Annotated in this window: 23 protein-coding genes; 12 read left to right on the forward strand and 11 right to left on the reverse strand. The window is 65.6% G+C overall.

Annotation, left to right across the window (positions count from 1 at the left end; translation table 11 throughout):
- Positions 1-76 precede the first annotated feature (76 nt).
- The 5 genes from RXV95_RS13780 to RXV95_RS13800 form a co-directional block, all read right to left on the reverse strand.
- Positions 77-367, reverse strand: a complete 291-nt coding sequence (locus tag RXV95_RS13780) for a GIY-YIG nuclease family protein (protein ID WP_338466603.1) — start codon at positions 365-367, stop codon at positions 77-79.
- 153 nt (positions 368-520) lie between these two features.
- Positions 521-889, reverse strand: a complete 369-nt coding sequence (locus RXV95_RS13785; RefSeq protein WP_338466604.1) for a DUF2794 domain-containing protein — start codon at positions 887-889, stop codon at positions 521-523.
- A gap of 6 nt (positions 890-895) precedes the next feature.
- Positions 896-1,624: a serine O-acetyltransferase EpsC gene (gene epsC, locus RXV95_RS13790; RefSeq protein ID WP_338466605.1), complete on the reverse strand. Its 729-nt coding sequence runs from the start codon at positions 1,622-1,624 to the stop codon at positions 896-898.
- A 296-nt stretch (positions 1,625-1,920) separates the two neighbouring features.
- Positions 1,921-2,532 (reverse strand): ATPase, encoded by a 612-nt coding sequence (locus tag RXV95_RS13795; RefSeq protein WP_338466606.1) that lies wholly within the window; start codon positions 2,530-2,532, stop codon positions 1,921-1,923.
- Between the two features lie 20 nt (positions 2,533-2,552).
- The gene (locus RXV95_RS13800; protein WP_338466607.1) at positions 2,553-3,836 is read right to left on the reverse strand and encodes a heavy-metal-associated domain-containing protein; all 1,284 of its coding nucleotides are present in this window, start codon (positions 3,834-3,836) and stop codon (positions 2,553-2,555) included.
- A 109-nt stretch (positions 3,837-3,945) separates the two neighbouring features.
- On the opposite strand from RXV95_RS13800, the gene purM reads away from it, so the two are divergent.
- A complete protein-coding gene (gene purM / locus RXV95_RS13805) occupies positions 3,946-5,055 on the forward strand; it encodes a phosphoribosylformylglycinamidine cyclo-ligase (RefSeq protein ID WP_338466608.1) in 1,110 nt (369 codons plus the stop codon).
- A 4-nt stretch (positions 5,056-5,059) separates the two neighbouring features.
- Here purM and RXV95_RS13810 read toward each other — a convergent pair whose 3' ends face one another.
- Positions 5,060-6,118 (reverse strand): AI-2E family transporter, encoded by a 1,059-nt coding sequence (locus RXV95_RS13810; RefSeq protein ID WP_338466609.1) that lies wholly within the window; start codon positions 6,116-6,118, stop codon positions 5,060-5,062.
- A gap of 117 nt (positions 6,119-6,235) precedes the next feature.
- Here RXV95_RS13810 and purN point away from each other — a divergent pair, with 117 nt between their 5' ends.
- On the forward strand, positions 6,236-7,189 hold the full coding sequence (gene purN, locus RXV95_RS13815; RefSeq protein WP_338466610.1) for a phosphoribosylglycinamide formyltransferase: 954 nt from the start codon (positions 6,236-6,238) through the stop codon (positions 7,187-7,189).
- On the opposite strand, the gene mddA is transcribed toward purN, so the two are convergent.
- The 4 genes from mddA to RXV95_RS13835 form a co-directional block, all read right to left on the reverse strand.
- Complete coding sequence (gene mddA, locus RXV95_RS13820; RefSeq protein WP_338466611.1) at positions 7,186-7,926, reverse strand: methanethiol S-methyltransferase; 741 nt, start codon at positions 7,924-7,926, stop codon at positions 7,186-7,188. The two genes, purN and mddA, sit on opposite strands and share 4 nt — an antisense overlap.
- A 182-nt stretch (positions 7,927-8,108) precedes the next feature.
- Entirely contained in the window at positions 8,109-8,531 is a 423-nt protein-coding gene (gene ndk, locus RXV95_RS13825) for a nucleoside-diphosphate kinase (protein WP_338466612.1), read from the reverse strand.
- 95 nt (positions 8,532-8,626) lie between these two features.
- Positions 8,627-9,064 (reverse strand): DNA polymerase III subunit chi, encoded by a 438-nt coding sequence (locus tag RXV95_RS13830; RefSeq protein WP_338466613.1) that lies wholly within the window; start codon positions 9,062-9,064, stop codon positions 8,627-8,629.
- A 10-nt stretch (positions 9,065-9,074) separates the two neighbouring features.
- Positions 9,075-10,532 (reverse strand): leucyl aminopeptidase, encoded by a 1,458-nt coding sequence (locus RXV95_RS13835; RefSeq protein ID WP_338466614.1) that lies wholly within the window; start codon positions 10,530-10,532, stop codon positions 9,075-9,077.
- A gap of 179 nt (positions 10,533-10,711) precedes the next feature.
- Here RXV95_RS13835 and lptD point away from each other — a divergent pair, with 179 nt between their 5' ends.
- From lptD to RXV95_RS13870, 7 genes are all read left to right on the forward strand, one after another.
- Positions 10,712-12,946, forward strand: a complete 2,235-nt coding sequence (gene lptD / locus RXV95_RS13840) for an LPS assembly protein LptD (RefSeq protein ID WP_338466615.1) — start codon at positions 10,712-10,714, stop codon at positions 12,944-12,946.
- A gap of 157 nt (positions 12,947-13,103) precedes the next feature.
- On the forward strand, positions 13,104-14,477 hold the full coding sequence (locus RXV95_RS13845; protein WP_338468574.1) for a peptidylprolyl isomerase: 1,374 nt from the start codon (positions 13,104-13,106) through the stop codon (positions 14,475-14,477).
- A 61-nt stretch (positions 14,478-14,538) separates the two neighbouring features.
- Positions 14,539-15,546 carry a 4-hydroxythreonine-4-phosphate dehydrogenase PdxA gene (gene pdxA / locus RXV95_RS13850; protein ID WP_338466616.1) on the forward strand — a complete coding sequence of 336 codons (1,008 nt, stop codon included), beginning with the start codon at positions 14,539-14,541 and terminating at the stop codon, positions 15,544-15,546.
- Positions 15,539-16,354 carry a 16S rRNA (adenine(1518)-N(6)/adenine(1519)-N(6))-dimethyltransferase RsmA gene (gene rsmA, locus RXV95_RS13855; RefSeq protein WP_338466617.1) on the forward strand — a complete coding sequence of 272 codons (816 nt, stop codon included), beginning with the start codon at positions 15,539-15,541 and terminating at the stop codon, positions 16,352-16,354. Before pdxA ends, rsmA begins: the two co-directional genes overlap by 8 nt.
- Before the next feature lie 72 nt (positions 16,355-16,426).
- Positions 16,427-17,197: a DUF2189 domain-containing protein gene (locus RXV95_RS13860; RefSeq protein WP_338466618.1), complete on the forward strand. Its 771-nt coding sequence runs from the start codon at positions 16,427-16,429 to the stop codon at positions 17,195-17,197.
- 111 nt (positions 17,198-17,308) lie between these two features.
- A complete protein-coding gene (locus RXV95_RS13865) occupies positions 17,309-18,742 on the forward strand; it encodes a glycosyltransferase family 87 protein (protein ID WP_338466619.1) in 1,434 nt (477 codons plus the stop codon).
- Between the two features lie 136 nt (positions 18,743-18,878).
- On the forward strand, positions 18,879-19,667 hold the full coding sequence (locus RXV95_RS13870) for a class III extradiol ring-cleavage dioxygenase (protein ID WP_338466620.1): 789 nt from the start codon (positions 18,879-18,881) through the stop codon (positions 19,665-19,667).
- A gap of 82 nt (positions 19,668-19,749) precedes the next feature.
- On the opposite strand, the gene RXV95_RS13875 is transcribed toward RXV95_RS13870, so the two are convergent.
- The gene (locus tag RXV95_RS13875) at positions 19,750-21,870 is read right to left on the reverse strand and encodes a malate synthase G (protein WP_338466621.1); all 2,121 of its coding nucleotides are present in this window, start codon (positions 21,868-21,870) and stop codon (positions 19,750-19,752) included.
- Between the two features lie 161 nt (positions 21,871-22,031).
- Here RXV95_RS13875 and RXV95_RS13880 point away from each other — a divergent pair, with 161 nt between their 5' ends.
- The 3 genes from RXV95_RS13880 (at position 22,032) to RXV95_RS13890 (ending at position 25,659) form a co-directional block, all read left to right on the forward strand.
- Complete coding sequence (locus RXV95_RS13880; protein ID WP_338466622.1) at positions 22,032-23,240, forward strand: hydrolase; 1,209 nt, start codon at positions 22,032-22,034, stop codon at positions 23,238-23,240.
- 4 nt (positions 23,241-23,244) lie between these two features.
- Positions 23,245-24,258 (forward strand): arginine N-succinyltransferase, encoded by a 1,014-nt coding sequence (locus tag RXV95_RS13885; RefSeq protein ID WP_338466624.1) that lies wholly within the window; start codon positions 23,245-23,247, stop codon positions 24,256-24,258.
- Between the two features lie 150 nt (positions 24,259-24,408).
- Complete coding sequence (locus tag RXV95_RS13890; RefSeq protein WP_338466625.1) at positions 24,409-25,659, forward strand: N-succinylarginine dihydrolase; 1,251 nt, start codon at positions 24,409-24,411, stop codon at positions 25,657-25,659.
- The last annotated feature ends 158 nt before the right edge of the window (positions 25,660-25,817 follow it).

Raw genomic sequence — 25,817 nt, forward strand, 5'->3', positions numbered from 1 at the left:
GCTCCCCTCCCGCTTGCGGGAGGGGTTGGGGGTGGGGAGCCGCTTCGCCCGTCATCCCAGCGAAAGCTGGGATCGCTCACGGCAAGGCGAGATGTTCGAAGAGGTCGCTCCACTCCGGATTGGCATTTTCGATCAGTTCGATCTTCCATGCCCGTTTCCACGCTTTCAGCGCTTTCTCTCTGGCAATGGCACCCTGAATGTCGGGATGCGGTTCGGCATAGACCAATCGGTCAAGGCCGTAGCGGCGGCAGAACGCGGAGCCGTTACCCGTGCGATGTTGCATGACACGAGCGGGCAAATCAGAAGTAACCCCGATATACAGAACGGCATCGCGCTTGTTGGCCATGATATAGACCCAGCCGCCCACAGCAACTGGCCAGCACGGAGCCGACAGCGATCCCAGCTTCCGCTGGGATGACGGGTGCGGGAGGGGAAACGTCGGCAACTGCGTCGTATCCGGAACGGCGGCTTTCCGGCAAAATCAACGGATAACAGACGCTGAGCCGGGGTGTCGTGCCGCCTAGCCTTCCACCACCTTCAGCAACCTGCGTTCGATGGGGAACAGCACGCCGGCCAGTTCATGCCCGCGCTTCAGCACCTGGCCCGCTTCGCCATAAAGCGTCCACATGCCCTGCTTGTGCCGCAGCGACGGGCGTTTTTCCACGCGCGCGGTCGGGCGTTCGGCGGTGCGGCGGAAGGCGGAAAAGCTGGCGGCATCCTTCGAAAAGTCCATCGCATAGTCGCGCCACTGCCCGGCGGCGACCATCCGGCCGTAGAGATCGAGGATGCGCATCAGTTCGATGCGGTCGAACGCGACTTGCGCAGCCCCGCGCGACAGCGGGAAGGCAACGATATTGGAAGCGTGGCCGTCGGGATCGCCAGCGCGCATCCGGGCTTAGCCCCGCGACCCGCCGCTGCCGCCGATCGCGGTCGGCGCCGGCCTGGGATCGTTGTCGTCCTTCGCCGTTTCGGCCATCGCCGCGACCTGCGCCTTCAACTGGGCGAGTTCGGCCTCAAGCTGGTCGACGCGCGCACCGCTGCCCGCCGGTTCGCACGGTTCCTTGCAGGGCGTGCCATAGGGGATGAATTCCTTCGCCCATTCCTCGACCGGGACAAGCGTGGAACGCGCCTTCAGGCCGATCATCGTCGCGCCTTCGGGTACGTCGTCCGTAACCACCGCGTTCGCGCCCACGCGCGCGCGCTGGCCCACGGTGATGGGGCCGAGAATTTGCGCACCCGAGCCGACGATCACGTTGTCGAGCAGCGTCGGGTGCCGCTTGCCCGCTATGCCGTTGGCCGGGTTCGTGCCACCCAGCGTCACGCACTGGTAGATCGTGACATTGTCGCCGATCTCGGCCGTTTCTCCGATCACGGTAAAGCCGTGGTCGATAAACAGGTGCTTGCCGATCGTCGCGCCGGGATGGATGTCGATCGCGGTGAAAAAGCGCGACATGTGGTTCACCAGCCGCGCAAGGAAGAACAGCTTGCCTTCGAACAGCCAGTGGGCGACGCGATGGAAACCCACCGCCCATACGCCGGGATAAAGCAGGATCTCCCACCGCGAACGCGGCGCGGGATCACGCGAGTGGATCGAGTCCAGGTACTCTCCGAGGGCACGGAACATCCCACGAACCTTTCACTTTTTGCAGCCCTTAAGCCAGGCGGCACTACATTAATGCGTCGTGATTGCCCTGGGAAGCTCCGTGGGCAGGAGCGGCGCGCGGCGCAGGCTTGGTTGCCTGTGCAAGCGCCGCGACGAAGCCACGGGGCTTCCCAGGGCAACCGCTACGCGGCGGGCCGGTTTTGGCCGGTCACAGCGTTGCTCGTCGGTCACTATGCATTGGCATGGCTCCCTCCTCACGCCTCCTGACCGGCCAAAACCGGCTCCGTCACGATGCATCAATGTAATGTCGCCTGGCTCTAAAGCAAGCGCGGCTGCCATTGTCCGCCCTGTTCGCCGAGCGCTTCGCGAAGCAGGGATATGGTAACGGGTGCCTTCCGCTCAAGGCTCAACCGGTCGATTGTTTCAACCAGCGCCTCCGCGGCGGCATGCGCGCGGACCATGCGCGGGAGGAGATAGGCCGCCGCACCGTCGCACAGCGCAAGCCCGCGGCGCGCCGCGTGCTGTTCTATCAATCCGGCCAGCAACTCGTCTTCCGGCGGGCCGATTTCCACCAGCAGCGCCGCCCCCAGCCGCGAAGCGAGATCGGGCAGCGCGATCTTCCATTCACCGGGCAGCGCACTGCTGACCAGAAGCAGCGGCGTGCCGTTCGCCTGCGCGCGGTTCCAGCGATGGAACAGCTCGTCTTCGGGCAGCCTGTCGGCATCGTCGACCGCTTCGCCCAGCCCCGATGCGGCAAACCAGCGCGCGATCAGGCTTTTGCCCGAACGCGGCGGCCCGGCAAGGATCGCGGTGCGGAACGGCCAGTCCCCCGGCTTGGCCAGCCGGTCGAGCACGTGCTGGATGCCTGCCGAAAGCACGATGGATTCGGCGCCTTGCGTGGCGGACAGCGGAAGGGGAATCTGGCGCACGGCGGGCGATCCTGCCCGCCTTACTTGCGAATGCTGAGCGCGCCGGAGCCTTGCGTGACCTGCCAGCCGCGCGTCTTCAGCGCGGATGCCAGATCGTCCAGGCTGCCCGCGAACGTCACCCGCAGCACCGACGTGCCGCCGATCGCGATAGAGGTGGTGGCCACCGTCTTCACACCCGGCACACCGCGCACCGCAGACATTCCCGCGTCCACCGAAGCGGCCTCTGGCGTTGCGATCTGGACGGTATAGACGCCCGAAACGGCAACCGGGCCGGGCGCGGATGCGGTGCCCGACTGGGTATCGCCCAGCGCGGCCGGCTGGCTCTGCGCGCCAAGACCCTGCGAATCGAGGATCTCGTCGATCAGCGCGGGGTCCACCTTCTGCTGCATGTTGAGCGACGCATCGGGCGCAAGCTGGCCCTGCGCAAGGGCGGTGGCGTAAATGCCGTCGAGCCGCTGGATCGCCTGCTCCAGCATCTTGGGCAGGTCGTCGTCTCCGTTCGCGGTCAGCGTGAAACTGCCCAGATAGCGGTTGTCCGGCCCGAAGCGCGCGGTGAAGGTGCCGCGAATCGGGCCGCCCGGCCATTGCCGCTCAAGCCGCGCAATCGGCATTATCACGTCGGACGCGCCGAACTCGTCGAGAATCAGGCGCCACCAGGTCCGGCTGCGGCGATCGATCTGCCCGGCGTTGAGCAGCAGCGAATCGGCACCCGCGCCGTTCGGCCGCACATAGTCGATCACGCTTTGCCCGGTGCGGAATTCGGCCCAGGCGCGCTGCCACGGGGTGCGCGTTTCGTAAACCGATGCCGCGCCGCCTTCGTAAAGCACCGGGACGACGAGCATCGGCGCGGAATGGGCGCGGTCGCTCTTCAGGCCGAGCAGCGCGCCGGTACGCGCACGGTCGAAAATCACGCCCAGCGTCGCGACATAGCGGCGCGGTCCGATCTCTTCCTTCTGCACGACGACGGCGGACACCATCGATTCGAGCTGCGAATCGGATATCGCCGGAACCTTGCCGCCAGACCCGTGCTGTGCCCACAGCTTGGCCCAGCCCTTGCGCTGCGCCTCTTGCCAGCCTTTCTGGCGCGCATCGTAGGAATCCTTTGCGGTCACATCGACATCGATCCCGTCGACTTCGAAATCGCCGCTGCTGGCAACGGGCGCGATGCCGCGATCCCCTTCGATCTGGGCGATAAGCGCGGGGCCGATCAGGAACAGCGCAAGCGCGCCAAGCGCCGCGACAACGATCGCAAGCGCAGCGGAACGGCGCGACTTCGGCAGGAACGTCATGTGGCTGGCGGCCAAGAAAACCCTCATCCGGCCGCGTTCGGAAAAGTTTGTGCGGCCCTTCGCGGGCGCTTTTGCCCAAAGGCAAGTAGAAATCCAAGCCGTAAAGCGTTAGGCGGCGCGCACCATGGCATCAGACGACACCGGAAACCCCGAATCCTACAGCTACGCCAATGCCGGCGTGGACATCGCCGCGGGCAATGCGCTCGTGCGGGCGATCGGCCCGCTCGCCAAGTCCACCGCACGCCCCGGCGCGGACGCGGATCTTGGCGGATTCGGCGGGTTTTTCGACCCGCGCGCCGCCGGATACAAAGACCCGCTGCTGGTTGCCGGGAACGATGGCGTGGGCACCAAGGTGAAGCTTGCGATCGACCACGACCGGCACGATGCGATCGGCATAGACCTTGTCGCTATGTGCGTGAACGACCTGATCGTCCAGGGCGCCGAACCGCTGTTCTTCCTGGACTATTTCGCGACCGGCAAGCTCGACAACGGGGTGGCGGAGCGAGTCGTTGCCGGAATCGCCGACGGTTGCAAACTGGCGGGCTGCGCGCTGATCGGCGGCGAGACGGCGGAAATGCCGGGCATGTACGCGGCGGGCGACTATGACCTGGCCGGCTTCTGCGTCGGCGCGGTGGAGCGGGGCGAGCAATTGACCGGCGACCGCGTGGCCGAAGGCAACGTGCTGCTGGGCCTTGCCAGTTCGGGCGTCCATTCGAACGGCTATTCGCTGGTGCGCCGCCTTGCCGCCGACAAGGGCTGGAAGATGGACCGCCCCGCCCTGTTCGACCAGGACAGGCTGCTGATCGACTACCTGATCGAACCGACGCGCATCTATGTGAAGACGCTGCTGCCGCTGGTGCGCGCGGGCCGGATCAACGCGCTGGCCCATATCACCGGCGGCGGGCTGCTGGAAAACGTGCCGCGCGTGCTTCCCGAAGGGCTGCATGCGTGGATTTCCGCCGATGCCTGGCCGCAATCGCGGCTGATGGCGTTCCTGCAGGCGCAGGGCAATATCGAACCGCAGGAAATGGCGCGCACGTTCAACTGCGGCATCGGCATGGTGCTGGCCGTATCGCCCGACGAAGTGGCCGGCGTAACCCGCGACCTGCAAGCCGCGGGCGAGACGGTTTACGAAATCGGCGCCATCGAAAAGGGACCGCGCGGTTGCACTGTGGCGGGGGCGCCGGGCAGCTGGTCCGCGCGCGCGGCGTGGGACGCCACGCACACCGCGTGACGGTTCACGCCTCGTCGGGCACCGGCTCAACATCCGATTCGCCCAGCGTGTCGCGCAAGTAGAACTCGCGCACGCCGACGAACGTGACCACCAGCAGCGCGCCCGCGAAGAACACGCCATAGACACCGAAGACCGCGCCCACCGCCAGGATGGTGAACAGCGTTACCGCCGGGGGGATGTTGATCACGCGGCGGTTGATTACCGGCGTCAGCAACCACGCCTCTGCCAGCCGCACCACGACATAGGCGATCAAAGTGCGCACCAGCACCGATCCGCCCGCTTCCGCCGCAAGGCCGATCGACGGGACCATGGCGACTGCCGGCCCGACATAGGGCACGAATTCGCTCAGCCCGCCAAGCAGGCCCAGCGCCGCCCAGGATTTCAGCCCCGCCATCCACAGCGCGCCGCCGATGAACACCGTCATCGCCGCCATCGAAAGCAGCTTCGCGGTCAGCCACAAGCGCAATGCGCGCGACATTTCCTTAAGCGCGCGCTCCATCGTCGGACGCGCGGCGGGCGGGGTAAGCAGGATCAGCCCGCGCGCATAGGGCTTGGGATTGCCGGTAAGGAACAGCGCGCCCACGATCACGATCACCATGTTGACCAGCACCATGCCCGCGCCGGACAACAGGTCTCCCAGCCGGTTGGCGATGGTGCCGCCGCCGGTCGCCGCTTCCACCGCCTGAACCACGGCGCGGCCCACGGGCGAGCCGGAAAGGCCATCCTCGATGGATTTGATCGTGCCCGGCAGGTTGCCCAGCATCCGCCCGATCTCGCTGCCGAACTGGACGGTCAGCAGGAAGCCGATGGCGCCCAGCACCGCCAGGACCAGCGTCACCCCCAACCCCAGCGCGATGCGGTGATTCTTCACGCCGAGCCGCTGGAACAGCCGGCCCGCGCTACCGAACACCACCGCCAGCAGCACCGAACCGAAGGCCAGCATCAACAGGTGCGCCGCGCGCCACACCACAAGCAGCACGATGGCGATGGCAATCGTCCACGCCAGCCGCCGCAGAAAGGGCCGGTCATCCTCGTGCGGGCGGAAAACGGGCTTCATCGCCATGTTGCCGCAAGGCCCGCGTGCGCATAGAGAGAGCCGCAGAGCCGTGATGAACCCGTTCCCATCATATCCAGAGACAATGCCCGCAGGCGGCAGGCCGTTCCCGCAAGGGGACTGGGGGTGAGCGCGCGCGCACCGGTGGCGGTGCTGATTTCCGGTTCGGGTACGAACATGGCTGCCCTCCTTTATGCCAGCCGCGCGGCCGATTGCCCCTATGAAATCGTGCTGGTCGCGTCGAACGACCCGCAGGCGGGCGGGTTGAAGCTGGCCGAAGCCGAAGGCGTGGCGACCTTTGCGCTGCCGCACAAGGGGATGGACCGCAAAGCGCACGACATGGCGATGGACGCTGCGATTCGCGAAGCGGGCGCCCAATACGTGGCGCTGGCCGGGTACATGCGCATTCTGACGCCGGGCTTCGTTTCGCGCTGGGAAGGCCGGATGCTGAACATCCACCCCTCTCTGCTGCCCAGGTACAAGGGGCTGCACACGCACCAGCGCGCGATAGAGGCAGGGGACAGCCACGGCGGGTGCAGCGTCCACCTTGTCACCGCCGAACTGGACGACGGGCCGCTGCTGGGCCAGACGCCGGTCGCCATCGTGCCCGGCGACACCGAGGAGACGCTGGCCGCGCGCGTGCTGATCGCCGAACACCAGCTCTATTCGCGCACGCTGGCCGCCTATGTCGCGCGCGAAACCGATCCGGAATGGCTGCTGGGCCAGCTGCGCCCGCTGGCCATGGCCCAGCCCGAGGCGGAAGAGACGGTAAGCCACGGCATGGCCTGCTTCGGCATCGCGGGCGGCAAGAAGTTCGCCTATTTCTCGTCCAACCACCATGGCGACGGGCGCGTGGCGCTGCTGTGCAAGATCAGCGGCGCGGACGAACAGGCCATGCTGATTGAGCGCGATGCGGACCGCTTTTCCCGCCCCGCCTATTTCGGCGACGGCTGGATCGCCATGCGGCTTGACCTCGGCGGCGTCGACTGGGCCGAGATAGAAGGCTGGCTCACCCGATCATGGCGCGCCGTCGCGCCGAAGAAGCTGACGCGCCTGCTCGACGCAGCGGACGAGTTCTAAGGCGTTCTGCGCCCCACGCCCGGGATGATCATGCCCACGCTTGCGCGATATTCGACGTATGTCGAACCGAAACGCTTCACCAGATCGCGTTCTTCATATCGGATGCCGATCAGCAGATAGACCGTCATCCCGGCGGCGAAGAGGACATGGCCCGCGGTCATGTGCGGCGTCGCCCACAGCGCGATGAAAAAGCCCGTATAGATCGGGTGGCGCACCGCGCGGTAAAACAGTGGCGTCACGAAGCGCGGATCGGGCATCGGGGCATTGCGCACGTGCGACCATGCCTGCGCCAGCCCGAACAGCTCGAAATGGTTGATCAGCCACGTGCTGATGAAAACGACGCCGATTCCACCCAGGAACAGCGCCCACAGCACGATTTGCCCGGCCGGGCTGGTTACGTTCCACACCATCCGGTCGATCGGGTGCCAGAAGGCGAACAGGATGGCCAGCGCCACCGCCGCACCCAGGCAATAGACGCTGCGTTCAAGCTGCACGGGGACGATCCGCGTCCACGCGGCCTTGAAGCCGCTGCGCGCCATCACCGAATGCTGGATGCCGAAAAAGGCAATAAGCGCAACGTCGATAACCGCGGCGACCGGCGCCGGGGCGACCAGTCCCTTGTCAATATTGGTGGGCAGTTCGGGAATCCCGGCAAGGAACCCCACGAAATAGGCGAAGGCGGCAAAGAAGGCGAAATAGCACAGCACAGCCGTCAACATTCCGAGAACGCGGCTCATCTGCAATCTCCCCGTGCGGCGGGGCGGCCGTGCCGGATATTGCCGAAGGCAGCCCCCTGACCGGCAGAAAACATACCATTTCGGACCTGTTTGGTCGAATCGGGCAAGCGCTTGTTCGCGCGAAACAAAAAGGCCGCCCCTCACGGGACGGCCCTTTTCGTGTTCCGGCGATGTGGCGCGGATCAGCCGACGATTTCTTCGGGCTTGAAGAAGAAGTCGATCTCGATCTTCGCGTTCTCGTCGCTGTCCGAACCGTGGACCGAGTTGGCCTCGATCGATTCGGCATAAGTCTTGCGGATAGTGCCTTCGGCGGCATCGGCCGGGTTGGTAGCGCCCATCACGTCGCGGTTTGCCTTCACGGCGTCCTCACCTTCGAGAACCTGCACGACGACCGGACCGGAAATCATGAATTCCACCAGTTCGCCGAAGAAGGGGCGTTCCTTGTGGACCGCGTAGAAGCCTTCCGCCTGGTCGCGGGTCATGTGGATGCGCTTGGAAGCGACGACGCGCAGGCCGGCGTCTTCCAGCATCTTGGTAACCGCGCCGGTCAGGTTGCGGCGGGTGGCATCGGGCTTGATGATCGAAAAGGTGCGGGTAACCGCCATGACGTATGTTCCTTGCGAGGGTATGTAACTATTTTGCGCGCGCCCCTAGCGGGCTTTTCGCGGCGCGGCAAGGTGGGGGTGCGCAGCGCAGAGCCCTACCCCGCCTTCACCCACTTGCCCCCGTCCTGCCGCCAGAAGTGCGGTTCGGCGTCGTCGCGCGCCTTTACCATCCGCCAGGTTTCGCGCGCGGCCTGCACCCGGTCTTCCCCGAACAGCAGGAACACGCGCTCGGTTCCGTCCGCCTCTTCGCGCCACAGCCCGTCGGCATAGGCGACATATTTCGCGCCGTTTTCCGGTTCCACGCCCTGCGAGAGCAGCACCGGCTGGCGATCCGCGTGCGGTTCTCCCGCGCGGCCGTTGGCAAGGAAGCTGTCCGGCAGACGCGTCCACAGCGCCTCGCTTATGCGGGCCAGTTGCGCCTCGTCGTCCGATACCACCAGCAGCCGCGCCCCGGCGGACAGCGTGTTGCGCGCGATCAGCGGCAGCACGGCCTCTGCCGGGTCACGGGTCAGCTGGTAGAAATCGACGCGCATCGCCCCCGGATCAGCCTTCCAGGTTGTCGCGCACGAACTGGTCGAGCACGCGCACGCCAAAGCCGGTCGCGCCCTTGTCCCAGGTGGCGCCGGGCTTGTCGCTCCACGCCATGCCCGCGATATCGAGGTGCGCCCACGGGGTGTCGTTCTCGATAAAGCGCTGCAGGAACTGGCCCGCCGTGATTGACCCTGCAAAGCGCGGGCCAACGTTCTTCATGTCGGCAATCGGGCTGTCGAGCAGCTTGTCGTAAGCCGGCGAAAGCGGGAAGCGCCACAGCTTGTCCCCGCTCGCCTTGCCGGCGGATAGCAGCTTTTCGGCCAGATCGTCGTTGTTCGACATCAGCCCTGCGTGCTCATGCCCCAGCGCGACAATCATCGCGCCGGTCAGCGTGGCAAGGTCCACGATCTGCGCGGGCTTGTATTCCTTCTGCACCCAGCAGAGCGCATCGCACAGCACCAGCCGGCCTTCGGCGTCGGTGTTGATCACCTCGATCGTCTGTCCGGACATGGAGGTAACAACGTCACCGGGACGCTGGGCATTGCCGTCCGGCATGTTCTCTACCAGGCCGCAAACGCCGATCACGTCTGCCCTGGCCTTGCGCTTTGCAAGAGCAAGCATCGCGCCCGCAACGGCGCCCGCGCCGCCCATGTCCCACTTCATGTCTTCCATGCCCGCCGGCGGCTTCAGGCTGATGCCGCCGGTGTCGAACGTCACCCCCTTGCCGACAAAGGCGGTGGGCTTCGATACGTTCGCCCCGTTCCAGCGCATGGCAAGCAGGCGCGGTTCGCGCACCGAACCCTGCGAAACGCCCAGCAGCGCGCCCATGCCAAGGTCGGCCATCGCCGCCCTGTCCAGCACCACGAACTCGATCCCCGTGCCTTCCATTCGCTCCTTGCAACGCGCGACGAAGCTTTCGGGATAGATCACGTTGGCCGGTTCGGTAACGAGTTCACGCGTCAGCGCCACGCCCGCCGCCACGGCCGAGGCATCGGTCCACGCCGCTTCGGTGCCTTCGGGCACGCCGACCGCGACGATTTCGGCAAGGGAGGGCTTCTGCTCGTCCTTCAGCTTCGTGCGATAGACGTCGTGCCTCCAGCCGCGCAGCGTGGCGCCCAGCAGCACGGCGGCAACGTCTTGCGCGGAAAGGCCCGATCCGGTGAAATCGATGGCCATCGCCGTTTCGCCGGACGTCAGGTATTTCGCGGTAAGCGCCGCGCCGGCCTTTTCCAGCGCCGCGCCGCGGCCATCGCTCTTGCCTTCACCGAACCCGGCATAGGCGGTGCGCACAAAGGCGTCTCCCTCACCCGAAAAGGTTTCGAACACCTGGCCGGTCTTGCCGCTGAAACGCGCGGCTTTCGCGGCTTCTGCCACAGCAGCTGGCGTGGCTTCGGGCAGCGCGCCCTGCGCGACGACGCGGGCGACAAGGCGGGGGCGGGACGCGTCGGCAGCGCGGAAAATCACGTTCATGAAAAGCTCCTGTCGGAAAGGTGCAACGCTCTGGCGGTCGATACGCCGGTGCGAAAATTGTGGGTTTGCAGTTAAGGCGCGCCGGTGCGATAGGCAAGCGCATGCAACCCGCAAGGCGGCTGATGCCGCAAGCCTTTTGTCGATGCTTGCGTTCCCGCCGGCTGCTCGCGGGGACGACTTTGCTTGCGCTTGTCGCCCTGCCGCAGGCCGCCGTGCACGCACAGGACGCAGGGAATGCGCCGGCCCAGAACGCGCCAAGTGATGCCGCGCCCGGGCCGGATGGACAGGCCGCCGGGGAAAAGCAGCAGGTCCAGTTCGAGGCGGACCAGGTCGAATACGACAGCAAGAATGACACGATTACCGCCACCGGCGCGGTGGTGCTCCACCGTGGCGACCAGTCGGTGCGCGCCGATTCCGCGGTTTACGACCGCAAGACGGGCAAGATCGTCGCCACCGGGCACATCCGCCTGGTCGATGAGAACGGGAATGTCGCCTATTCCGACCGGGTCGAACTGACCGACGAGCTGAAGGCCGGGATGATCGAAAACATGCTGCTGGTCCTGCGCGAAGGCGGCAGGCTGGCGGCAAGCGGTGGCGAGCGCGAGGACGACGGGATGATCGTTCTCAACAACGCGGCCTACACCGCCTGTTCTGTGCAGGAAAACAACGGCTGCCCGCACCGGCCCAGCTGGCGCATCACGGCGGCAAGGGTCATGATCGATCCCAGGGACAAACGGGTTCATTTCAAGGGTGGGGTGTTCCACCTTTTCGGCGTGCCGGTCCTGCCGCTGCCGGGCATCAGCCTGACGACAGACAATCGCGGCGAAAGCGGGTTGCTGCTGCCCGACTTCCGCCTTTCCGCGTCGAACGGCATCGAACTGAGCGATACCTATTATTTCCGCTTTGCCGACAACCGCGACCTGTCGCTGACGGGTTACGTGTTTTCCGATGCGCTGCCGATGGTTTCCGGGCAATACCGCCAGCTGACGGGGAACGGCGCCTTCCAGATCGGCGGCTATCTTACGCAAAGCCGACGCATACCGCTCAGCACGTCCGGCACGCTCGCCAATTCGCAGCTGGACCTGCGCGGCTATCTGGAAACGAACGGCCGCTTTCAGTTCGACCGGCACTGGAGCCTCACCTTCTCTGGCCGGATCAGCACCGACCGCACATTCCTGCGCCGGTATGACATCAATCGCGACGACCGGCTGCGTTCCACCTTCAACCTGGAACGGATCGGCAAGGACAGCTATTTCAGTCTGGCCGGCTGGGCCACGCAGACGCTGCGCGTGGGCGATGCGCAGGGGCTTGTGCCGATCGCGCTGCCGGTGATGGACTGGCGTCGGCGCTTCACCAACATTCCCGGCGTGGGCGGAAAGCTTGAGCTGCAGCTTAACACGCTGGCGATCACGCGCACCGGCGGGCAGGACACGCAGCGCGCTTTCGCCAAGGCGCAGTGGGACTTGCGCACCATAACATCCGGCGGCCAGCTTGTGACGCTGACCGCGCTGGTGCGGGGCGACGCCTATCATTCCGACCAGAACGCGCTGACCACCAATGCGCTCTATCGCGGCGAAACGGGCTGGCAGGGGCGCGGTTTCGCGCTGGCCGCGCTGGACGTGCAATGGCCGCTGGTGGGCAAGCTGCTGGGCGGCACGCAAGTGCTGACACCGCACGTGCAGATCGTGGCCAGCCCGCACGTCCGCAACCTGACCATTCCCAACGAGGATTCGCGCGCGGTTGATCTTGAGGACACCAACCTCTTCTCGCTCAACCGCTTTCCCGGATACGACCGGATAGAGGACGGGGTGCGTTTCACCTACGGGTTCGACTGGCAGCTTGACCGGCCGGGATGGCGCGTGATGTCGACCATCGGGCAAAGCTATCGCCTGTCCAGCCAGAACGCGCTTATTCCCGACGGCACCGGCCTTTCCACGCGCCAGTCCGATATCGTGGGGCGGACGGAACTGCGCTTCAGGGATATCGTCAAGTTCACGTGGCGCTACCGGCTGGACAAGGGCAACCTTGCGCTGCGCCGGAACGAGGTGGACGCGACCATCGGCAACCACCGCACTTATGCGGAAATCGGCTATCTCGACCTCAACCGCAATATCGACCCCGCGTTCGAGGACTTGCAGGACCGGCAGGAACTGCGCGCCGCCGGGCGCGTGCAGTTCGCCAAATACTGGTCGGTGTTCGGCTCCGCGGTCATCAACCTTACGAACGACCCGACCAATCCCACGCTCAACGGCGACGGATTCCAGATGCTGCGCCACCGCCTTGGCATCGCCTATACCGACGATTGCCTGGACATCGGCTTCACCTGGCGCCGCGACTATGTGACGACGGGCGACGCATCGCGCGGCAACGTGTTCCAGGTGACGCTGGCGCTGCGCAATCTTGGCGTGCGCTAGGCGGCACGCGCGCATTGGACGAGCATCTTTCCACAGCGCCCCAAACCCGCTATCGACCGCGCCACTCAGCTTGGGTTAAGCCGTCCCCTGCGATGGCGCTGCCGGATTCCGGGCGCTTGCCATGCGCCAGATGTGACAGGACTTTCCTACTGCCATGATGCTTGCCAAACGCTTCAATTCCCCGACACTTCGTGGCGCGATCGCGGCGGCGGCGGTGTTCGCCCTGCCGGTTTCGGCCATCGCGCAGATTGCAGGCGAGGAACCGGCGGCACCGGATGAATCGTCGACCGCCGGCCTGAACCTGCCCGCCAATCCGCAGATTCTGGGACATAACGACCCCAACCACCGCAAGGCCACGGCCAAGGTCAACGGCGAAGTGATTACCGGGACCGACGTCGACCAGCGGCTGGCGCTGATCGTCGCGGCCAACAAGGGCAAGATCTCGCCCGACGAACTGCAGCGCCTGCGCCTGCAGGTGCTGCGCAACCTGATCGACGAGACGCTGGAAATCCAGGAAGCCAAGGCGTCCGACGTCGAAGTCAGCAACGCGGAAGTCGACGATACCTATAACCGCGTGGCGCAGCAGAACTTCGGCAAGACGCCCAAGGAACTGGCCGATTACCTTGCCACCATCGGATCGTCGCCCGCGTCGCTGAAGCGGCAGATCAAGGGCGAAATGTCGTGGCAGCGCCTGCTGCGGCGCAACGTGGCGCCCTTCATCAACGTGTCCGAAGAAGAAGTGCGCGAGGTGATGGACCGGCTGAAGGCCGCGAAGGGCACCGAGGAATATCGCATCGGCGAAATCTTCCTGTCCGCCAACGACGTGAACCAGCAGCAGGTCCAGGCCAACGCGCAGCAGATCGTCGACCAGATCAAGAAGGGCGGCAGCTTCGTTGCCTATGCCCGCCAGTATTCGCAGGCGTCCACCGCGGCGGTTGGCGGCGACCTGGGCTGGATCCGCCTTGCGCAGCTTCCGCCCGAACTCGCCAATATCGCCAAGGGCATGCAGGCCGGCCAGCTGGTCGGCCCGGTGCCGGTACGCGGCGGATACGATATCCTTTACATGATCGACAAGCGTCAGGTGCTGACCGCCGACCCGCGCGACGCGGTGCTGAGCCTGAAGCAGATCTCTCTCGATTTCCCCGCGGATACGGACCAGCAGGACGCGGCGAAGAAGGTGCAGCTTTTCACCAAGACCGTGCAATCCATCAAGGGTTGCGGCGAAGCCGATGCCGCCGCGCAGTCCATCGGCGCGACCGTGGTGGAAAACGATCAGGTGAAGGCGCGCGACCTGCCCGGCCCGCTGCAGGAAGCCGTGCTCAGCCTCAATGTCGGACAGGCGACCCCTCCGTTCGGTTCGCTGAAGGAAGGTGTGCGCGTGCTGATGCTGTGCGGCCGTGACGATCCCAAGGTCGACGACGGTCCCAGTTTCGACCAGATGATGAGCAAGATGGAAGACGACCGCATCAACAAGCGCGCGCAGACCTATCTGCGCGACCTTCGCCGCGATGCCGTGATCGAATACGACTGACGCGTTTACGGGCCGTCATTTGCCGCGGCCCGGTGCGGGCCTATAACTTCGGGGCCGGACCATGACTTGCGCCGCACCCATTGTTGCCTCGCTGGGCGATCCGGCCGGTATCGGCCCCGAACTGCTGTGCGCGGCGTGGGCGGCAAGGCGTGCGGAACACCTGGCTCCATTCTTCGTCGTGGGCAGCCGTGCCTTGCTGGAAGCCGCCGCGCGGCAGCGCGGGCTGGACGTGCCGGTGCGCACGATTGACGTCCCCGCCGACGCCGCCGCCTGTTTCGACAGCGCGCTGCCCGTGCTCGATATCGGCACGCTGGACTATACGCCGGGCGACCCGTCGGACGCGGGCGCGCAGATGGCCATGCGCTCGCTGGAAATGGCGACTGGCCTTGCGCGCAACGGCGCGGCCTGCGCCGTGATGACGGCGCCCATCGCCAAGGCGCGCCTTGCCCGCGTCGGCTTCAGCCAGCCCGGCCAGACCGAATACCTGGCGGAAGCCTGCGGCATCCTGCCGCGCAACGCGGTGATGATGCTGGCGGGTCCAAGCCTGCGCGTGGTGCCGGTTACGGTCCACGTTGCACTGCGCGACGTGCCCGGCCTGCTGACGGTCGAGCTGATCCGGACGCGCGCGACCATCGCGGCCAATGCCCTGGCGCGCGATTTCGGCATCACCCGCCCTCGACTTGCGGTGGCCGGACTGAACCCCCATGCGGGCGAGGACGGACGAATGGGGCGCGAGGACATGGAAATCGTCGCCCCCGCGGTGGAGGCACTTCGCACGGCGGGGATCGACGCGGTTGGCCCCCTTCCCGCCGATACGATGTTCCACGCCGAAGCGCGCGCCCGGTATGACGTGGCGATCTGCATGTATCACGATCAGGCGCTGGTGCCGCTGAAGGCGCTCGATTTCGATCGCGGCGTCAACGTGACGCTGGGCCTGCCGATCGTGCGCACCTCTCCCGATCACGGCACCGCCTTTGCCATTGCGGGAACCGGGGAAGCGCGCGAGGGGGCCACCATTGCCGCGCTGCGCATGGCGGGCGAATGCGCCGCGCGGCGGGCCGATGCCTGATCTTCCCCCGCTGCGCGAAGTCGTTGCCCGGCACGGCCTTTCCGCATCGAAGGCACTGGGCCAGAACTTCCTGTTCGACGAACACCTGCTGGACCGGATTGCCGCGGTTCCCGGCAAGCTGGAAGGGCAGGACGTGCTGGAAGTCGGCCCCGGCCCCGGCGGCCTGACCCGCGCCCTGCTGCGCGCGGGGGCGAACGTAACGGCGATAGAGATGGACCGTCGCTGCCTGCCCGCGCTTGCCGAACTGGGTGAAACCTTTCCCGGCAGGCTGCGCGTGATCGAAGGCGACGCGATGAAGGTGGACCCGGGTTTCGCCGGCCCGTTCCACGTCGTCGCCAACCTGCCCTACAACGTGGGCACCGCGCTGTTCACCGGCTGGCTTTCGGGAGAGGAATGGCCGCCGCAATGGTCCAGCCTTACCCTGATGTTCCAGCAAGAGGTGGCGCAGCGTATCGTCGCCGCGCCCGGCACCGGCGCCTATGGCCGCCTTGCCGTCCTTGCCCAGTGGCGCAGCACGGCAAGGCTGGCGATGAAAGTGCATCGCAGCGCCTTCACCCCGCCGCCCAAGGTGATGAGCGCGATTGTCCACGTGACCCCGGCCGCCATGCCCGAGGGCGTTTCCGCGCGGATGCTGGAACGGGTCACAGAAGCCGCCTTCGGACAGCGCCGCAAGATGCTGCGCCAGAGCCTGAAGGGCCTGCCCGGCGCGCTGGATGCGCTGGAAGCGCTGGCCATCGACCCGCAGCGCCGGGCAGAGACGCTGGACGTGGGCGAATTCGTGGCCATCGCGCGCGCGCTTACGCGCTGACGCAGGCTTGCCAGCCTCCCGCAGTTGTAGCACCTTGCCGTCGACATCTGGCGGGGGAAAGGTCTGGCGGGCATGGCCGAACAGGTATCGGTGGCATCGGCAACCGTGGCGCGAGATTTGCGCATGGCCGATCTTCGTGCGGCACTGGCGGCTGGCTGGGGCGATTTTCTTGCCTGCCCCGCCTACGGGCTGTTCTTCGCCTCGATCTATGTGGTTTCGGGCCTGTTCCTCTACTTTGCGCTCGTCGTGCGCGGGCAGGTTGCCTGGCTGATACCGGCCGCCGCAGGATTCCCCTTGCTGGCACCGTTCGTCGCTGTCGGCCTTTACGAAGTCAGCCGCCGGCGCGAAGCGGGCTTGCCGCGTAGCTGGCGCGGCGTACTGGGCGCGCTGCGCGGGCGCGGAGACGACCAGTTGCTGATGATGGGCGGCTTCGTGTTCGTGGGCTTTACCTTCTGGATCATCCTTGCCCACGGTATCTTTGCGATCTTCCTGTCCGAATCCGGCATGGGATCGGAATCGATCGCGTTCCTCTCCACGGGTGCGGGGATGATGATGCTGGCGGTAGGCGGCGCGGTAGGCGCGATGATGGCGCTGGTGTTCTATTCGGTTACGGTGATGAGCCTGCCGATGCTGGTCGACCGCGAAGTCGATTTCCTGACCGCGATCATCGTAAGCCTTGCCACGGTGCGGTCGAACCCGGTGGTCATGCTGGTGTGGGCGGCGATAATCGGCACGGTGCTGTTCGCCGCGATGATCCCCGCGTTCCTGGGCCTGCTGGTCGCACTGCCGGTTCTTGGCCACGCAACGTGGCACCTGTATCGCCGGGCCGTGCGAGAGCGCTGAGTTTCCGGTGCATTCACCCTTTTTATCTTGCCAGCCTCGCGCAGTCACGGAAATCAGGTTGATTCGCAAGCACTATGGTAGCGAGCCTGCCTTCAGGGCGCTTCGCGTAATATGACGAGCAACCTCGAACCTATGCGTCACCGCTCCACCTTTTTCCATGCGCTTGTCTCAGTTCTGGCAGTGATCGCAGCCTTGGCGCTGCAATGGTCGCGCCACGTCAATCACGATGTCGCCTACCTGACATGGGTTGCGGACAAGGTGATGCACGGCGCGATTTTCGGCATCGACATCCGGGAGATCAACCCGCCGCTCAGCTTCATCTTATACTGGCCTGCGGCATGGCTGGCTCAGTGGTTCACTTACGATCTGGCCATCAAGGTCTGGATCGCTGGGATTGCACTGTTCTCACTGACCGTGCTGGAGAGAACGGCGCCGGAAGACCTGCGCCTGCCACTGCTGATCGCGTTCGGTGCTTTCCTGGTGATGGGATACCCACGGGAATTCGGCCAGAGGGAAGAGATCGCGATGTTCCTCACCGCACCCTATGTCATCGGACCGGCCGAAAGGCGCGGCTGGAACGTTGTAAGTGGAATCATGGCCGGCATCGCAGCCTGCATCAAACCGCATTTCCTGCTTGTGCCCGTGTTGCTGCTCGCACAGCGCAGAAGGATTAACGCTGCCGAATGGGCCTTGGCGTTGACCGGTTTTGCCTATGCGGTGCTGCTGATAATGTGCTTCAGGCCCTATCTCGAAGTGATGCTGCCAAGCGCTGTTGCAAGCTATTCCGGTGTCCAGCCGGCAGACGTCGGTTTCCAGCGGCTGGGCATGGCGACATGGTTCGTGATGCTGGCATTAGCGCTCGCGGTCATCGCGAGCGACGCCAAGGCGGTAAGCCTGGGCTTGGCGGCGTTGGGCTTTGCAGGCGCGGCGGCGCTGCAGGCCAAGCTCTTTCCGTATCACTTTCTTGCCGCCTGGGGGTTTGCGCTGGCCAGCCTTGTGGTGACGGCAGTTCGGCGCACCGGCATGATCAGGGCGATGGCTGGCGCCACCATTGCACTTGTTGCCGTCTATCTTGGCATCCTGATCGCATTGCCGTGGCAAAACGACATCGAGCGGCGTGAACGGGATATTCCCGTTCTCTTGCGCGAGATCGACCGCGCCGACAGTTTTCTGGTGATTTCCGATTATCCCTATCCGGCCTTTCCCACCGCGATCTATACCCGAACACCTTATCTGGGATCGCAGGCATTCACTGGTGCGATTCCCAGCGTTGCGGCGCTGGAAACCGGCCAGGATCCTTCAATAGACCCGAAAGTGAAGGATCTGGCGCTTTACAATGCGCTGACAGACCTCAGGAAAAATCCGGACCTAGTGATTGTAAACGGGGACTGGAGCAGTTTTCCCGGCCTGAAGTCCCGGAATTTCGACGGGCTGAAATGGCTTAACCGGCACCCCGCCTTTCACCGACTCTGGAAAAATTATCACATCGAAAGGCGGATTGGCAATTGGACATTGTATCGCCGGGCGGTGATCGTCGGCGGCTGACGCTTGCGCTTCTTTTCGGAAATTTCAAATAAATTGCCAGCCATTTTTGCAGGTTTCCCGTTTGCAATCGCGCCTATCTTGAAGCGGAGACCTGAACCCATTCAAGGCCCGAATCCATTCCAGGACAGACTAGACCATGACCACGCAGCCCGGTTTCTATATCCCGCACGGCGGCGGCCCGTGCTTCTTCATGGACGACCCACAGGGTATGTGGACCGGGATGGAAGCGTTCCTTCGCGGCCTGTCCGATACGCTTCCCGAAGCGCCCCGCGCGATCCTTGTCGTATCGGCGCATTGGGAAACGGACGGGTTTCGTTTCACGGCGGCTGAGCGGCCGCCGCTGGTGTTCGATTATTACGGGTTCCCGCCGCACACATACGAACTGCGCTATGACGTGCCCGGCTCCCCCGCGCTGGCCGGCCGGGCGGCATCGCTGTTGCGCGATGCGGGTCTGGCGGCGGATGTCGATGCGGAACGCGGGCTGGATCACGGCGTGTTCGTGCCGCTGCTGGTGGCCTTCCCCGAAGCGACGATCCCGGTGGTGGAAATGTCGCTCGACCGGTCGCTCGATCCGGCGCTGCACGTCGCCGCCGGCAAGGCGCTGGCGCCCCTGCGCGAAGATGGGGTGTTGATCCTCGGTTCGGGCATGAGCTTCCACAACATGCGCGCCTATGGCGACCCGCGCGCAACGGAGCCGTCCCACGATTTCGATCGCTGGCTGGCCGATGCGGCCACGCAGCCCGGCCCGGCGCGCGCCGCTGCGCTGGATCACTGGGCACAGGCGCCTGCCGGACGGTTCAGCCATCCGCGCGAAGAACACCTGATCCCGATGATGGTTGCCGCCGGAACGTCCGAAAACGCGGGGCGCCGGGTCTATGGACAGGACGTGATGCGCACCGCGATTGCGGGCTTCCGCTTCGATTAACCGTGAACATCCCATCCGGTCGTCACCCCGGACGTGATCCGGGGCGCCGGGACGGAGAGGGACGACCCCCGAATACGGGAACTCAGGCGCCCGCCTTTTTCCGCTGCCGCCATGCATGGAGCAGCGGTTCGGTATAGCCGCTGGGCTGCTCCACGCCCTTGAACACAAGGTCGCAGGCCGCGCGGAAGGCATAGCTGGTGTCCCAGTTTCCGGCCATCGGCTCGTAAAGCGGATCACCCGCGTTCTGCGCATCGACCTTGGCGGCCATGCGCTTCAGCGAATCCATCACTTGCGCCTCGCTCGCCACGCCATGCAGCAGCCAGTTCGCCATGTGCTGACTGGAAATGCGCAGAGTCGCGCGGTCTTCCATCAGGCCCACGTCGTTGATGTCGGGCACCTTCGAACAGCCCACGCCCTGGTCGATCCAGCGAACGACATAGCCGAGCAGCCCCTGCGCGTTGTTGTCCAGCTCTTCGCGAACCTCGTCTTCCGACCAGTTGACGCCTTGCGCCAGCGGGATCGTCAGCAACTTATCCAGCCCCGGCACCGGTTCCTTCGCCACCGCCTTCTGCACGTCGAACACATCGACCTTGTGATAGTGGATCGCGTGGAGCGTCGCGGCGGTGGGGGACGGCACCCATGCGGTGTTCGCGCCGGTTTTCGGGTGGCCGATCTTCTGTTCCATCATGTCGTGCATCATGTCGGGCGCGGCCCACATGCCCTTGCCGATCTGCGCCTTGCCGGAAAGACCGTGCGCCAGCCCGATGGCGACGTTGCGCTTTTCGTAAGCAGCGATCCAATCGGAGTTCTTCATCGCGCCCTTGCGGATCATCGGCCCGGCGCGCATCGATGTGTGGATTTCATCGCCGGTGCGATCGAGGAAGCCCGTGTTGATGAACACGATGCGGTCCTTCACCGCCGCGATGCAGGCGGCAAGGTTGGCGCTGGTGCGGCGTTCCTCATCCATCACGCCCACCTTGATGGTGTGGCGGGCAAGGCCCAGCAGGTCTTCCACCGCATCGAACAGGTCGTTTGCGAAGGCGGCTTCCTCCGGCCCGTGCATCTTGGGCTTCACGATATAGATCGACCCTTCGCGGCTGTTCGAATAACGCCCCAGCCCCTTCAGGGCGTGAACCGCGATCGCGCTTGTCAGCACCGCATCCATGATCCCTTCGGGAATCTCGCCGCCGTCTGGCAGCAGGATCGCGGGATTGGTCATCAGGTGGCCCACGTTGCGCACGAACAGCAGGCTGCGCCCCGGCAGGACCAGCGTGCCGCCATCGGGCGTGGTGTATTCGCGATCCGGCTCAAGCGCGCGGGTCATCGTCTTCCCGCCCTTGTCGAAGCGCGCTTCCAGGTCGCCGCGCATAAGGCCGAGCCAGTTGGTATAGGCGGCCAGCTTGTCTTCCGCGTCCACCGCCGCGACCGAATCCTCCATGTCCACGATGGTGGTCAGCGCCGCTTCCAGTTCGATGTCCGCGATGCCGGCAGGATCGTCCTTGCCCACGGGGTGATCCCGGTCGAACACGATCTCTATGTGCAGCCCGTTGTGGCGGAACAGCCGGCGCGCGCCGCCGTCGCGTTCCCCCACGTATTGCGCGGGATCGCGCAAGGCGATGCCGTTCGCCTCCGGGTCCGCCAGGTCTGCCCAGCTTCCCGATGCCAGCGGAAGCGCATCATCGAGGAACGCCTTCGCCGCCGCGATCACCGCCGCGCCGCGCGCCTTGTCATACCCGCCGGGCTTCGCCGGCGCCGCATCGAGCGCGTCTGTGCCGTAGAACGCATCGTAAAGGCTGCCCCAGCGGGCATTGGCGGCATTCAGCACGAAGCGGTCATTCAGCACCGGCACCACAAGCTGCGGCCCGGCCATCGTCGCGATTTCCGCATCGACATTGCGCGTGCCGATCGTGAAGGGCGCGGGTTCGGGCACCAGATAGCCAAGACCGGTCAGGAAATCGCGATACCCGGCAATGTCCACCGGCTTGCCCGCCCGCGCGACGTGCCACGCGTCGATCTTCGCCTGAAGGTCGTCACGTTTGGCAAGCAGCGCGCGGTTGACCGGCGCGAAACGTGCGCACAGGGCTGCGAAACCGTTCCAGAAGGTGGCCGCGTCCTGCCCGATGGGGGCCAGCACACTGGTTTCGATGAAGTCCGCCAGCGCCTTGTCGGCCTGGAGACCCCCGCGGTTCACTCTATCGCTCATCATTCCTCGCCGTGTTGCACCGCACACCGGGCCAAGCCTGTGCGCGGCCGTGAAAAACTGCAAGTCCCGGGGAGGAATCGGCACGCCCTATCGCCCATCGCGCGCCGCTTGGCAATGACCCGGCTGGCCAATTGCATCCGGCGCGGTTAACAAGGTTGCAAATGAAACAGCTTTCTCCAGACGAACGCGCGCTTGCCGAACGGCCCGATGCCGTCGCCATGCTGGCCGAAGTGCAGGCGTGGAGCGCAATCAACACCGGCACCGCCAACCTGCGCGGCCTGGAACAGCAGGCCGCCGCGCTGGCAGACGGCTTTTCCGCGCTGCCCGGCGATGTGCGCCTGCGCGATCCCGCCCCGGTGGAAGTGGTGGGCGCGGACGGGTCCGTAACGCACAGGCAGCACGGGCAGCACCTGGTGCTGAGTGTGCGGCCCGATGCGCCGCGCCGCTTCCTGCTGACCGGGCACATGGACACCGTGTTTCCCGTGGACCATCCGTTCCAGACCCAGCACTGGATTGACGACGATACGCTGAACGGCCCCGGCGTTGCCGACATGAAGGGCGGCATCGCGGTGATCCTGGCCGCGCTCTGCGCGTTCGAGCATGCAAGCCCGCGGGCCGGACAAGTGGGCTATGACGTGATGATCAATTCGGACGAGGAGACGGGCAGCCTTTCGTCCGCCGCGCTGATCGCCGAACTGGCGAAGGGCAAGGCCGCCGCGCTCACCTATGAACCGTCCGCCCTGCCCGACGGCACGCTGGCCGGCGCGCGCGGGGGAAGCGGCAACTTTTCCGCCGTCGTCACCGGGCGCTCCGCCCACGCGGGCCGGAACCCGCGCGACGGCCGCAACGCGGTTGTCGCCGCGGCCGACCTTGCCTTGCGGCTGAAGCACATGGAAACGGGCACGCTTTCGATCAATCCGGCGAAGATCGAAGGCGGCAGCGCCAACAACGTGGTGCCCGACCACGCGATCCTGCGCTTCAACATCCGTCCGCGCGAAGAAGGCGACGCGGAGCGCTTTTCGCGCGCGATCGAAGGGATCTCGCACGAGATCGAGCAGGCGCACGAGGTTTCCGTCCACTTGCACGGCGGCATCACCCGCCCGCCCAAGCCGCTGGGCGAAGGCGCGCAAAGGCTGTTCGGTCTGGTGCGCGACTGCGGCGCCGCGCTGGGGCAGGACATCCGCTGGCAATCGACCGGCGGCGTGTGCGACGGCAACAACATCGCGGCGCTGGGCGTTCCGGTGGTCGATACGATGGGCGTGCGCGGCGGCGCGATCCATTCGGCGGACGAATTCCTGATCGTGCCCTCTCTTGCGGAACGTGCGGCGCTTTCCGCGCTTGTGCTGCACCGGCTTTCGGGTGGAGAGTAAGCCCATGACGTTCCGTATCCGCGCCGCGCGCACACAAGACCTGCAACCGCTTTACGAGATGGCGAAGCTGACCGGCGGCGGTTTCACCAACCTTCCGCCCGACCGGCGCAACCTGGGCGCAAAGCTCGACCGTTCGGCCGAAGCCTTCGGGCGGGCGGGCGAATACAAGCTGGGCGAACTGTTCGTTCTGGTGCTGGAAAACGTGGCGACCGGCGAAGTGCGCGGCACGTGCCAGCTGTTTACCGGCGTTGGCAGCAAGTGGCCGTTCTATTCCTATCGGCTGACCACGCTAACGCAGCATTCCAAGGAACTTGACCGCACCTTCCGTGCCGAGATGCTGCAACTGACCACCGACCTTGAAGGATCGAGCGAAGTGGGCGGCCTGTTCCTGCACCCGTCCGAACGCGCGGGCGGGCTGGGCCTGTTGCTGGCGCGCAGCCGCTATCTTTTCATCGCCATGCACCGCGCGCGCTTTTCGGACCGCATCCTGGCCGAACTGCGCGGCATTATCGACGAACGCGGCGGCTCCCCGTTCTGGGACGGGGTGGCCGGGCGCTTCTTTGGCATGAGCTTCCAGGAAGCGGACTATTTCAACGCGATCAACGGCAACCAGTTCATTGCCGACCTGATGCCCAAGCACCCGGTCTATATCGCCATGCTGCCCGAAACCGCGCGCAGTGCAATCGGCCTGCCGCACCCGTCTGGCCGCGCGGCGATGCGGATGCTGGAGGGCGAGAATTTCCATTACGAAGGCTATGTCGACATATTCGATGGCGGCCCGACGATGACCGCGCGGACCGACCGGGTGCGATCCATCGCGCTTTCGCGTGCGGCAAAGGTTGTCTCGACCCAGGCGGAGCGTGGGAACAAGGCGCTGATCGCGGCCGGACGGCTCACAGATTTCCGCTGCTGTTTCGGCGTGGCGATCGAACAGGACGGCGGCCTTGCCATCGATGCCGCCGCCGCGGACACGCTGGGCGTGGGCGTGGGGGACGAAGTGTGGCACGTTGAGCGATAGGGGGCTGGCCGACCCGCCCCGCACTGTTAGTCCCTGGCCGGTATTGCTGCGTGACGGCTGCGCTTTCGAAGGACGGGCTTTCACTCCACGCCCGGAATTGGCACACAACCGCCCTTCGACAAGTATGGGCCGAACAAAGGTAGGCTGACCTTGCTTCAGGAAATCAATTTCGACGGCATCGTCGGCCCCAGCCACAACTATGCGGGGCTCAGCCTTGGCAACCTTGCGGCCACGGCCAACGCGGGCAACGTTTCCTTCCCGCGCGCCGCCGCGCTTCAGGGGATCGAAAAGATGCGCGCCAACATGGCGCTGGGCCTGGCGCAGGGTTTCCTGCTGCCCCTGCCCCGCCCGCACGACGGGTTCGTCGCCTCGCTTGGCCTGACCGGCAGCGATGCGGAACCGGCGCTGCGCGCGGCGGCATGGTCGGCGTCCTCGATGTGGACGGCCAACGCGGCAACCGTCAGCCCCGCGCCCGATACGGCGGACGGGCGCTGCCATTTCACCCCCGCCAACCTTGTCACCATGCCGCACCGTTCGATCGAATGGCCCGATACGGTGCGCCAGTTGCGCCTCGCCTTTGCCGATTCCGCGCATTTCGCGGTGCATGACGCGGTGCCGCCCTGCTTCGGGGACGAAGGCGCGGCGAACCACATGCGCATGGGCCTTTCGCATGGCGATCCGGCGCTGGAAATCTTCGTCTATGGCCGCCCCGGCGGCGCGTTCCCCGCGCGCCAGAACGAACAGGCCAGCCGCGCCGTCGCGCGCCTGCACCGGCTCAATCCCGAACGGGTGTTGTTCGTTGAGCAGAACCCGCAGGCGATCGCGGCGGGCGCGTTCCATAACGACGTGGTCGCCGTCGCCAACGAACGCGTGCTGTTCACGCACGAACTCGCCTTCGCCGATCCCGACGCCACATATGCAGCGATCCGCGAAAAGCTGCCCGAGGCGGAAATCGTGATCGTGCCCGCATCGCGCGTAAGCCTTGGCGAAGCGATCCGCAGCTATCTGTTCAACGCCCAGCTCCTCACCCTGCCCGACGGCACGATGGCGCTGGTCATCCCGACAGAGGCGTGGGACAGCGCCGAAGTGCGTAGCTGGCTGGAAGAGATGCTGCGCGCCAACGGCCCGATCCGCCGCGTGATCCCCGTCGATGTGCGCCAGTCCATGGCGAACGGCGGTGGCCCCGCCTGCCTGCGCCTGCGCGTGGTGGCCGACCCGGCAACGGTCGATCCGCGCTTCATGCTGGACGACGCAAGGGCCGAATCGATTTCGGCGGTGATCGCGGCGCAATGGCCCGAACAGATCGACCCGGCGGACCTTGACCGTCCCGCGCTGGCACAGGCCGTGCGAAAGGCGCGACGGAACCTGCTGGAAACGCTCGACCTTGCGGAACTCGACTGACCGCAGCTACGTTGATTGACCGTGGTTGCCGCACGGTGTCGGGCTGCCTTACACTCCCCGCTGCATTAACCTCCGAAGTGGGCAGTATTACGTATCTGGCACGATCGTTGCGATACTGACTGTTAACGATTTGCAGCGCCCCTGAAGGGGCAGGAAGG

Source organism: Novosphingobium sp. ZN18A2 (assembly GCF_036784765.1).
Taxonomy (GTDB): domain Bacteria; phylum Pseudomonadota; class Alphaproteobacteria; order Sphingomonadales; family Sphingomonadaceae; genus Novosphingobium.